General features: G+C 74.7%; 7 protein-coding genes, 1 tRNA gene and 1 riboswitch. Of the genes, 4 read left to right on the top strand and 4 right to left on the bottom strand.

All coding sequences use genetic code 11. From position 1 onward, the window contains the following. The first annotated feature begins 162 nt into the window (after positions 1–162). The 3 genes from J7I94_RS24455 (at position 163) to J7I94_RS39035 (ending at position 3190) form a co-directional block, all read left to right on the top strand. Positions 163–236, top strand: a tRNA-Met gene (locus J7I94_RS24455). Between the two features lie 200 nt (positions 237–436). Further along, positions 437–1708, top strand: a complete 1272-nt coding sequence (locus tag J7I94_RS39265; protein WP_215170048.1) for a PP2C family protein-serine/threonine phosphatase — start codon at positions 437–439, stop codon at positions 1706–1708. A 235-nt stretch (positions 1709–1943) separates the two neighbouring features. Further along, positions 1944–2101, top strand: a riboswitch (cyclic di-AMP (ydaO/yuaA leader). Positions 2102–2113: 12 nt separating this feature from the next. Further along, positions 2114–3190 carry a M23 family metallopeptidase gene (locus tag J7I94_RS39035; protein WP_215170046.1) on the top strand — a complete coding sequence of 359 codons (1077 nt, stop codon included), beginning with the start codon at positions 2114–2116 and terminating at the stop codon, positions 3188–3190. Between the two features lie 72 nt (positions 3191–3262). Here J7I94_RS39035 and J7I94_RS24440 read toward each other — a convergent pair whose 3' ends face one another. The 4 genes from J7I94_RS24440 to J7I94_RS24425 all read right to left on the bottom strand — a co-directional run bounded on the left by J7I94_RS24440 (position 3263) and on the right by J7I94_RS24425 (position 8404). Further along, positions 3263–4630, bottom strand: coding sequence for a PrsW family intramembrane metalloprotease (locus tag J7I94_RS24440; RefSeq protein ID WP_215170045.1), 1368 nt, complete (start codon positions 4628–4630; stop codon positions 3263–3265). A 37-nt stretch (positions 4631–4667) separates the two neighbouring features. Then, positions 4668–5474: a tRNA (guanosine(46)-N7)-methyltransferase TrmB gene (gene trmB, locus J7I94_RS24435; RefSeq protein ID WP_215170043.1), complete on the bottom strand. Its 807-nt coding sequence runs from the start codon at positions 5472–5474 to the stop codon at positions 4668–4670. A 212-nt stretch (positions 5475–5686) separates the two neighbouring features. Further along, complete coding sequence (lhgO, locus tag J7I94_RS24430) at positions 5687–6904, bottom strand: L-2-hydroxyglutarate oxidase (protein ID WP_308114683.1); 1218 nt, start codon at positions 6902–6904, stop codon at positions 5687–5689. A 75-nt stretch (positions 6905–6979) separates the two neighbouring features. After that, a complete protein-coding gene (locus J7I94_RS24425; RefSeq protein ID WP_215170039.1) occupies positions 6980–8404 on the bottom strand; it encodes an MFS transporter in 1425 nt (474 codons plus the stop codon). A 728-nt stretch (positions 8405–9132) separates the two neighbouring features. Here J7I94_RS24425 and J7I94_RS24420 point away from each other — a divergent pair. Then, a complete protein-coding gene (locus J7I94_RS24420) occupies positions 9133–11268 on the top strand; it encodes an asparagine synthase-related protein (protein ID WP_215170037.1) in 2136 nt (711 codons plus the stop codon). Positions 11269–11295: the final 27 nt, after the last annotated feature.

Here is an 11295-nt window from a genome sequence, read left to right as displayed (position 1 = left end):
GGGTACGTGGCCCGCAGTCCCGGACCTGGATACGCGGCCACGGTCCCCGGCGCTGGAACGCGGCCCGCAGTCCCCGGCGCTGGATGCACGGCCCACTATCCCGGGCACCGGATACGCGTGTGCTGACCACCCCGAACATGGTCTACACTGGTGACACACCGACGCGGGGTGGAGCAGCTCGGTAGCTCGCTGGGCTCATAACCCAGAGGTCGCAGGTTCAAATCCTGTCCCCGCTACTCAGGCCGATGGCCGGGTCCCTTTCGAGGGGCCCGGCCATCGGTGCGTCCGGGCCCCGGTGGGGACCCGGCCCCCCTGTCATCCGGACGGCCCCCCACCGCTCGCCGCCCGCCCCCGCTCCGGGAACCCTGGACGGGCGGGACGGCAAGCGGCGGCTACGTACATGGGTGGCGGGAGGCGAGCGGTGCGGCCTGGTGACGTGGACGAGGGACCGTACGCCAGGGCCGGCGGCCGGCTGCCCGGCGACCCGGTGCCCGACCCGGGCCTCGGCGACGCCCCGGTGCCCGTACCGCCCGCCCGGGGCCGACGGCGCCGGGCGCGGTACGGCGCCCGGATGACCCTCGTACGCCTCCTGCCCGTCCTGCTGATCGCCGTCGGCGCCACGTACGACCTGCTCACGCCCCGGTACTTCACCGCCGGCCCCCTCTACACCGCCGCGCCCCTGACCGCCGCCCCGCTCTACTCGCGTCGCGGCACCGTGCTCACCGGGGCGGTCACCGTCGCCGTCGTCATAGCCCTCCAGATCGGCCTCGGCGTCGCCCACCAGGTCGACTCCATCACCGAACTGGTCACCATCGCGGTGGTCGCGGTCCTCGCCGTCTTCGTCAACGCCCTGGTCCGCCGCAACGACGAACGGCTCGCCACCGCCCGCGAGATCGCCGAGGCGGCCCAGCGCGCGGTGCTCCCCGAGCCCGCCGAACGGCTCGGCGGCTTCGAGATCGCCGCCTGCTACGAGGCCGCGCAGGCGGACGCCTTCATCGGCGGCGACCTGTACGCGGTGCAGGACAGCCCGCGCGGGGTGCGGATGATCGTCGGGGACGTACGGGGCAAGGGGATGGGCGCGGTGGCCGCCGTCGCCGTCGTGATCGGGGCGTTCCGGGAGGCCGCCGAGCAGGAGTCGACGCTGGAGGCGGTGGCGCAGCGGCTGGAGCGTGCGCTGGCCCGCGAGGGCACCCGGCGCGAGGGCCTGGACGCCTTCGAGGGGTTCACCACCGCCGTCCTCGTCGAACTCCCGCACGGCGACGGGGTGGCCCGCATCGTCAACCGGGGGCATCCGCCGCCCCTGCTGTGCCACGCCGACGGCAGCCTGCGCGCCCTGAGCACCCGGGACGCGGCGCTGCCGCTCGGCATGGGGGAACTGGGCGTGTGGCCGGACCGCGCGGAGGAGACCGTCTTCCCCGCCGGGGCCACGTTGCTGCTCTACACCGACGGGGTGACCGAGGCCCGGGACGCCCGGGGCGAGTTCTACGATCCGGTGGCGCGGCTCAGCGGCCGGCGCTTCCGGCATCCGGGGGACCTGCTGGACACGCTCGCCGAGGACGTGCGCCGGCACTCCGGGGGCGGCATGGCGGACGACATGGCGCTGCTCGCCGTACGGCGGCCCGATCCGGGCGGCCTGGACGATTCCGGCGGCCTGGACGATTCCGGTGGCCTGGACGGTTCCGGTGGTGCCTGCGGTCACGAAGGGTGAGGGCATGGGCGCCCTCCGCATAACAATTGATGCACGGGCAGTTTCAAGGGGCGGTGCTGATCGCTGTGCGGGTGTACTGAAGCGGGGTCAACTCACCCCGTTTTCGCCGGTCATGCGGCCTTGGTTCCGGCCGGAAAGCTTAATGATCAAGAAGAACGGCTTGGAAACAGTGCCCCGCTTCTATTAACGTTCGATAACGCAGCGCGGTCGTCCCAGCCGTCACAGAAGGCGGCTCCGTGCGCACGCGCCGAATCCCGTAAGGGAACCGGGGAACCACCACCTTGGGGTGAATCGGGCGTATCCGGCCGTGGAAGCACGGCCTGTATACGCGCGTAGGAGACCTTCCCGCTCCGAACCCGTCAGCTAACCCGGTAGGCGGAGACGGAAGGAAAGGAGCACGCCCACGTGGCGTCCAACCGGCCTGCCCCCGAGGCCCCGTTCGTGCCGAACCAGCACGACCCCGCAACCTTCGGCTACGGCGCCTTCCGCCCCGACGAGGGCCCCTTCGAAGAGTGGAACCCCACCGCCGACACCGTCCGTCCCGTGCGCGGCAAGCACCGGGTCGCCAAGCAGCGCGGCGGACTGGCCCGCAGCTCCACCGTCCTCGGCGTCGGCGTCATAGCGGCCGTGGGCGCCGGCGGCATGGCCAGCGCGCAGACCGGCAAGCCGCCGGTGTCGATCTCCATGCCCGACCTGCCGTCCGTGGGCTCGATCATCTCGGACGACGACTCCGCCGGGGACACGGCGGACGAGGGGGCGGCCACCCCGCTCAGCATCGCCGCCGTCGCCGCGGACGAAGCCGAGGAGGGCACCGCCACCGCCGGTGAGTCGCTCCGGGCCCGGATCATGGCGCAGGCCGAGCAGCAGCAGAACCAGGTCGAGACCAAGGCCGCCGAAGAGGCTGCCGCCGCCGCCGAGAAGAAGGCCGCCGCGGCCGCCGCCGAGGCCGAGAAGAAGGCCGCCGCGGCCGCCGCCGAGGCCGAGAAGAAGGCCGAGGCCAAGGCCGCCGCCGCCAAGAAGAAGGCGGCGGCGGAGGCCGCGCAGAAGGCCGAGGCCGCACGGCTCGCCAAGCTGGCCAAGCAGTACGCGCTGCCGACCTCCTCGTACACCATCACCTCCACGTTCGGGCAGGCCGGCGCCTACTGGTCCTCCGGCTACCACACCGGCCTCGACTTCGCCGCCCCCACCGGCACGCTCATCAAGGCCGTGCACACCGGGACCATCACCGAGGCGGGCTGGGCCGGCTCCTACGGCTACCGCACGATCCTCACCCTCGACGACGGCACCGAGGTGTGGTTCTGCCACCAGTCCTCGATCAGCGTCAGCGTCGGCCAGAAGGTCAGCACCGGCGACGTCATCGGCCGCGTCGGCGCCACCGGCAACGTCACCGGCGCCCACCTCCACCTGGAGGTCCACCCGGACGGCTCCACCTCCGGCATCGACCCGATGGCCTGGCTGCAGAGCAAGGGCCTCAACCCCTGAGCCGTCCCCCTTCCCGGGACACCTGATCCCCGGCGGTCCTGACGGCGACCCCCCGACGTCAGGGCTGCCGGTTCACGGGCGGTACGGGTGAGGTGCGTACGGCTGAGGTGCGTGGGGCTGGCGTGCGTACGGCTGGTACGGGGGCGGCTGGTACGGGTGTGGTGCCGGCGCCGGGTGCCCGTACGTGCCGTACGTGCCGTACGTGCCGGACACCGGCCAGGGCGCCGCGGCCACCGGGACCGGCGGGGCCGTGGCCCGTGCCGCGTGGGCCAGCGCCGGGCGTGCCGTCTCCCGTCGGCGCCACAGCTCGTGCAGCAACTCCCGCTCCCGTACGACGAAGTCGGCGCCCGTCCGGCCGCGCCGGCCCCGGTGCCGCAGGAACGCCAGCTCGGTCGCGTACGCCTCGTACTCCGCCACCGCCCGCGCCGCCTCCTTCCCGGCGTGGCGGCGGGCGTGGGCACGGGCGAGGCGCCGGGCCCGCATCGAGCCGAGCGCGTACGGCTCCGCCGGGGTCAGCCAGCCGGCCGCCGCGTAGGCGGGCAGTTCGGCGCGTACGGTGACCAGTTCGCGCTGCCGGGACCAGACCGCCAGCCAGGTCAGCAGCCCGAACACCGGCACCATGAACGTCGCGTACACGATGAAGAAGCCGTACTCCCCGAGGGCCGAGGAGCCGTTCCACAGCGCGTGCATGCCCATCGCGAGCAGCAGGCCGGCCAGCGGGAGCAGGACGTGCCGGGCCCGGCGGCGGTCGCCGCGCAGGGCGGCGAGACCGAAGCCGAGGCCGGTGAGCACCGTGAACAGCGGGTGCGCGAACGGCGACATGACGACGCGGACGAAGAACGTCGCCGCGGTGACGGAGGCGATGCCGCTGCCGCCGGTGAGCTGGTCGGTGCCGAACGCGTTGCCCAGGTAGAGGATGTTCTCGGTGAACGCGAAGCCGGTGGCGGTGAAGCCGGCCAGGACGACGCCGTCGAGGAGCCCGGTGACGTCGTGCCGGCGGAAGAGGAAGACCAGCAGGACGGCGGCGGCCTTCGCGGACTCCTCCACGACCGGGGCTATCACGGTGGCGCCCCAGGTGTCCGCGCCGGCCGGATCGGCGGTGGCCGTCGCTATCCAGCGGGTCGCGAAGCTGTTGGCCACGATGGCGGTCAGCGCCGCCGCGCAGGCGCCCCAGGCGAAGCAGAACACCAGGTTGCGCCAGGGGCCCGGCGCCACCCGGTCCAGCCAGCGGAAGGCGGCGAGCAGCAGCGGGACCGGCAGCACGGCGAGGCCGAGGCCGACCAGGAACCCCTCGGTGCCGGTCTGCTCGCGCACCAGGGCCAGGATGACCAGCCCGGAGAGCGCGAGCAGCGTGGTCAGGGCGCCGTAGCGCACCCAGCGGCGCTGCCACCAGTGCCGCGGGGGCGGCGCTGGTGGCGGGGACGGGGAGCTGGTGGCCACGGCATCGATCCTGACGAGAGGGGGCGCCGCCCTGGCTTCAGGCGCCGGCGGGGGGTCGGTCCTGGTGCGGTACGCGGCGGAAGAGCAGGTCGTTCACCACATGTCCCTTGTCCAGTCCCTGGCCCTCGAAACGGGTCAGCGGGCGGTGCGCGGGACGGGGCGCGAAACCGCCGTCGGGCGCGGTGTTCTCGAAGGCGGGGTGCGCGGTGAGGACATCGAGCATCTGCTCGGCGTACGGCTCCCAGTCCGTGGCGCAGTGCAGCAAGGCCCCCGGTCTGAGCCGGGAGGCGGCCAGGGTCAGGAACTCCGGCTGGATCAGCCGGCGCTTGTGGTGCCGCTTCTTGGGCCAGGGGTCGGGGAAGTAGACGCGCAGGCCGGACAGGGAGTCCGGGGTGAGCATCTCGCCGAGCAGGATGACCGCGTCGCCGTTGCCCACCCGGACGTTGGTCAGGCCCTTCTCCTCGGCCAGCGCCAGCAGGTGGCCCTGGCCGGGGGTGTGCACGTCGACGGCGAGCACGTTGGTCCCCGGGTCGGCGGCGGCCATCTCGGCGGTGGCCTCGCCCATGCCGAAGCCGATCTCCAGGACCACGGGGCGGTCGTCGCCGAACAGCTCGGCGAGGTCGAGGACCCGCTGCCCGTCGATGTCCAGCCCCCACACCGGCCACAGCCGCTGCAGGGCGTCCGCCTGCCCGGCGGTGACCCGGCTGCGCCGGGGCTGGAAGCTGCGGATCCGCCGCTCGAAGTGATCACCGGCGGGATCGGCCCGGGGGCCGTCCGGGAAACGGGGCTCGCCCCTGCGACGGGGGTGCCGGGGAGCTGCGGGGGTGGGGTGCGAATCAGACACAGTGGGATCGATATTACGGGGGCGGGGGCGGGGGAGGAGGGGACGGGCGGGCGACGGGCCGGTGGGTCCGGGTCGGGTGCGGTCCGAGGTCCGGCCGGGGGTCGGCCAGGGGTCGGCCAGGGATCGGCCAGCGGGCTGGCCGGGGGGCTGGCCGGGGCCCCGGCACAGTCCAGCAGACGTTCGGCAGGGTTCAGCAGAGGCCCGGCAGGGACTCAGGCCGGCCCGAGCGCCGTGAGCGCGCGGTGGGCCACCTCGCGGCCGATGGGCAGCGCGGCGGTCGCGGCGGGGGACGGGGCGTTGAGGACGTGGACCGCGCGGGGCGTCTCCCGGATCAGGAAGTCGTCCGCCAGGGTGCCGTCCGGCAGCACCGCCTGGGCCCGTACCCCGGCCGGCGCCGGTACCAGGTCGTCCTCCGTCACCGCGGGCAGCAGCCGCCGTACCGCCGTCGTGAACGCCGCCTTCGACAGCGAGCGGTGCAGCTCCCCGGCGCCGTACCGCCAGTGTCTGCGGGCTATGTGCCAGGAGCCCGGCCAGGCGAGGGTGGCGGCCAGCTCGCGGGGCCGGACCGTGCCCCAGCCGTACCCCTCCCGGGCGAGGGCGGGCACCGCGTTGGGGCCGAGGTGGACGCTGCCGTCGATGCCCCGGGTGAGGTGCACGCCGAGGAACGGGAACGCCGGGTCGGGCACCGGATAGACCAGGGAGCGCACCAGCTCCGGGCGGGCCAGCTCGTAGTACTCGCCGCGGAAGGGGACGATCCGCATGCCGGGGTCGTCGCCGGTGAGGCGGGCGACCTCGTCGCAGTACAGCCCCGCGCAGTTGACCAGGACCCGGCCGCGGACCACGTCCCCGGCGCGGGTGCGGACGGCGACGCCGAGGTCCGGGCGGCGGTCGACGCGCCGCACCTGCGCGCCGTAGCGGATCTCCGCGCCGGAGGCGGCCGCCAGCTGCCGGGCGACGGCGACGTAGTCGCAGACTCCGGTGGTGGCGACGTGTATCGCGGCCAGGCCCCGCACCTCGGGCTCGTGCTCCGTGATCTGGGCGGGGCCCAGCTCCCGCACCGGTATGCCGTTCTCCCGGCCGCGCTGGACGAGGGCGTGCAGCCGGGGCAGCTCGGCGCGGTCGGTGGCGACGATCAGCTTGCCGGTGACGGCGTGGGCGATGCCGTACTCCGCGCAGAACTTGACCATCTCCGCGGCGCCCCGCACCGCGAACCGGGCCTTGAGGGAGCCGGGGCGGTAGTAGACGCCGCTGTGGATCACCCCGCTGTTGCGGCCGGTCTGGTGGCGGGCCGGGCCCGGTTCCTTCTCCAGGACCGTGACCCTGGTGCCGGGCGCGGCGCGCGAGATCGCGTACGCCGTCGACAGGCCGACGATCCCGCCGCCGATCACCAGCACGTCGCAGTCGTACGTGGCTGCACTCTGTGGCCGCACCTGTTCCACCTCCCGGGTTCGATACTGCACTGCGCCACTGACAACGCCCTCAAACCCGGGGACGGAACACTCGCGTCAGGCGGGGGCCATCAGCAGCGGACGGGCGCGCTCGCGCAGCTCGGCCACGCGCGGCTCGTCGCCGTAGGGCTCCAGCCGGTGCAGGAGGTCCTTGACGTACTCCGTGGTGCGGGCGGAGGAGATCCGTCCGGCCACCTCGACGGCGCGTACGCCCTGCTCGCAGGCGGCGTCCAGGTTCCCCGACTCCAGCTCGGCGACGGCCGACACGACCAGGCGCAGGCCGTGCGAGCGCACGTACTCCTCCGTGGGTTTGGACAGCGCCTGCTCGGTGAAGCGGCGGACCTGGCGGGGCGCCTTGAGGTCGCGGTAGCACTCGGCGGCGTCGGCGGCGAAGCGGTCGTAGGAGTAGAAGCCGAGCCAGTTCGGGTCGTTGTCGCCGGGGCGGGCGCGCTCCAGCCAGCTCTCGGCCGCCTTCAGCGCCCCGCCGGCCGCCTGGGCGTCGTTCGCGCGCGCGTGGGCCCGCGCTTCCACCAGGCGGAAGAAGCTCATGGTGCGGGCCGTCGCCAGGCCCCGGTTGCGCTCCAGGGCGGCCTGCGCGAGGTCGACGCCCTCGTCACCGAAGCCCCGGTAGGTCGCCTGGAGCGACATCGATGCCAGGACGTAGCCGCCGAGGGGCACGTCGGCCGCGGCGCGGGCCAGGCGCAGCGCCTGGATGTAGTACCGCTGGGCGGCCTCCTGCTGGCCGGTGTCGAACGCCATCCACCCGGCCAGCCGGGTCAGTTCGGCCGAGGCGCCGAACAGGGCGCGGCCGACCTCGTCGGAGTAGGAGCCGAGGAGCAGCGGGGCCGCCTCGACGCGCAGGCACTCGGGGACCATCGAGGAACGCCAGTCGCCGCCGCCGTACTTGGAGTCCCAGCGTCGCGCGTCCTCGGCGGCCTCCCGCAGCTTGCGGACATCACTGTGGCCGACTTTGAGCGGTGCGCCGGAGCCCTCGGCCGGGCTCGCCTCGCGCGCCACCGAACTGTCGGCCGGGGTTATCAGCCAGCGCGAGGCGGGCGTCGCGTACGCGCTCACCGCGAACGAACCGGCGAGCGACTGCCATATGCCCCCGGAACCCGCCCGGCGGCCGGCCAGGTCGAGCCGGTACAGCTCCGTCGCCGTGCGCACCGCCTGCCCGACGTCCCGGGGGAAGGCGAGGCCCACCTCCGGCGCGGGATCGGCGTCCGCCAGGCCGATCTCGTGCAGCGGCACCGGCCGGCCGAGCTTCTGGCCGATGGCGGCGGCGATGAGGTGCGGAGCCGCACCTTGCGGCACCATTCCCTTCGACACCCAGCGCGCCACCGACGTCTTGTCATAGCGCAGGGTCAGCCCCCGCTGCGCCCCGAGGTCGTTGACGCGCCGCGCGAGTCCCGCGTTGCTGATTCCCGCGAGGGCGAGAACGGCGCCGAGTTTTTCGTTCGGCCCGCGTTGCTCCCTGGACATGCGCCACCCCTCGACACAGACGGCTGCCGCGCTGGCATAACCACGCGGCATTCGTAAACCCAGCGTAGTTCGCCGCATCCCAAGCGTTAAGGGGCATTGTTCCGGATGGCGGGATTGTGGTCCGTACTGAAGTGCGGGATCTGTACGGACTGTTGCCGTGTGCTCCCGATGTGTGGCCGTGCGCCCGCCCGTGCGCTCTACTCCGGCCACCGGGGGAGCGGTTCCATGGCTCTTGCGTGGGTCGGCCCGCTGTACTGGATCCAGTGGGCTGGGGGACACCGCCGCCTCATATCCCCGCGGGCGGCGGACCGGTCCGGGAGACGCGCTCCGTCTCCCGGACCGTACGCGGTCCGGTGGTACGCAGAGCCTGTACGGAGCGTGTTCGAACGCGGTCATGAATTTGTGATTTGGCTGAAAATAAGCCCCGTCGGTTTGTGCGTACTACCGCTCCTACCACGGCACTTGAGGGCGCGTTGGGTGTCGTGGGGGGCGCGCAGTGGGGGCGCATTCGCGTCGCGGACACCGTCCCCGGAACGGGTGACGAGGACCTCGCGGGCCGTCCCGCGAGGGCGTGGTGAGGGCACGGCCAGCGCCTGGCCGGGGCACCGCGAGGGCACGGCGTCGGCGGTGCGAGCTGCTCCGCCGACGCTCTGGCGCGCTCCCTTCATGGCAGCATGGGGAACCAGTTCATACGGTGCACTGGTTGTCCACAGGCTGTGGAGGCGTCGATGCGGTGGTTGGTGGGGTGGAGCAGCGCCGCCGCGGGAGTCGCGGGAGCCCTGGGGGACTTGGGGGGTACGGGGGGCGTGGGCTACGGCTCCGCCGGAGCCACCGGGTACGACGGGGAGACCGTGCAGCCCGTGGGCTCCCAACTTCTGTGGGGCGACCCCGACCCGCTGTGGGCGGTCGGCGACTGGCGGCCCGACGAGGTGCGCGTGGTGAGCGCCGACCCGCAGACCCGCATCGCCGTGCTGGGCATCTGCGGCGCGAGCGACGAGCAGCTGCGGGTCGCGCTGTTCGCGGCGCGGGGCGGGGCGCTGCGGCATCTGACCGCTTGGTCCGGGAGTTACACCGCCGTCGTCCAGGTGGGGCGCCGGATCACGGTCTGCGGTGACCTCGCGGGCGCGCGTCCCGTCTTCCACACCCCCTGGGCCGGCGGCACCGCCTACGCGACCGCCGCGCTGCCGCTCGCCGACCTCGTCGAGGCGAACCTCGACTTCCCGTACCTGGCCGCGCTGCTCGCCGCCCCCGACGTACCGGCGGCGCTGGACGACGCGACCCCGTACGACGGCGTGAAACGCGTTCCGCCGGGGCACGCACTGGTGCTGCGCGCCGGGGCGCGGGAGATCGCGGGGTACGAACCGGTGGCCTCGCTGGCGGTGGCGGCGCCGCCCGCGGACCCGCAGAGCGCGGTGGACGGCGTACGGGACGCGCTGGTGGAGGCGGTACGGACGCGGCTCGCCGCGCCCCGGCACGTCCCCGGGGACGGGATCGATCCCGGTCCGGTGCCCGGCATGGGGCCGGCCGAGCGACGGGCAGCGCGCGGGATGCCGGTGCCGGGGATCGGGGCGGACCTGTCCGGCGGGCCGGCGTCGGGGACCCTCGCGCTGCTGGCGGCGGGGCTGCCGGGGCGGCCGGGCACCGTGCTGGGGCACGGGACGGGGGCGGGCGAGCGGCTGCTGGCCGTCACCTTCAACGACCTGGCGGTCGGCGGGCGCGAGGCCGAGCTGGAACGGGCGGGGGCGCTGGCGGCCAACCCGCGGCTGCACCACGTGGTGGTGGCGGGCGGTGCGGAGGTACTGCCGTACGCCGAACTGGACGGGCCGCTGACCGACGAACCGGCGGCGAGCCTGGTCTCGGTGGCGCGGCACCGGGCACGGCTCGCGGCGGGCAGCGCGGACCACTTCACGGGGTACGGGGCGCGGCAGGTGCTGGACGCGCACCCGGCGCGCCTGGCCGACCTGCTGATGGACCGCCGGCGGCGGCATCTGGTGCGGCCGGTCGCGGCGCTGGCCAAGGCGGACGGGTCGGTGGGGTCGGTGATGGTGCCGGCGCGGGTGTACGGGGCGGCCCGGCGGCTGTCGCGGACGCCGTACCGGGCGGGGCTCGACGGGCTCGCGGAGCAGCTGCGGGGGCGCGTCGTCGCCGACGAGGTGGGGGACGGGGCGGTGGGCGCGTCGCTCGCCGCGCTGAACTGGGGAAGACCCGGGCCCGCCGCGCGGTGGCTGACCGGGGAGGCGCTGGCTGAAGTATCGGTTCGCCTTCAGGCGGCGGCGCAGCGGTCCGCGATGGGGCCGGGGATGCGGCCCGGCGACTTCCGGGCGCGGGCCGCGCTGGCGCGGCAGGCGGCGGAGGTGCGGGTGCTGGAGCAGGCGGCGGAGATCCGGTCGCAGCGGTTGCACACGCCGTTCCTCGACAACCAGGTGGTCCGGGCGTGCCGGGCGCTGCCGGAGGCGCTGCGGGTGCGGCCGGGGGCGCGGGCGGCGATCCTGCGGACGGTGCTGGAGGGGGCCGGGGTGCGGGAGCTGCCGGGGGGCTGGGGCACGCCGACGCAGGGGGTGGCGGCGGCGACCGCGCGGGCGGGGCTGCGGGGGGCGGCGGACGCGCTGATGGACGTGTTCGACCGGCCGCTGCTGGCGGAGGCGGGGCTGGTGGAGGCGAGGGTGGTGCGCAAGGCGGTGCGGTCGGCGGCGGCGGGGGAGGCGCTGCCGTTGGACGGGCTGGCGGATCTGGTGTCGCTGGAACTGTGGCTGGGGCGGCTGCTGGCGCGACGGGGGACCTGCTGGACGGGGACGCCGGCGCGGGCGCGGGCGGTGCCGGCGGGGATCGCGCCGTTGCGCGGAGCGTTGGCCTCCGGCGGTTGAGCGGGCGGGATGCCTGCGGCGCCTGTG

This window comes from Streptomyces sp. ISL-12 (assembly GCF_018614415.1).
Taxonomy (GTDB): Bacteria; Actinomycetota; Actinomycetes; order Streptomycetales; family Streptomycetaceae; genus Streptomyces.
The sequence above is the reverse complement of the archived record's forward strand: the minus strand, read 5'-3'. Positions and strand labels throughout refer to the sequence as shown.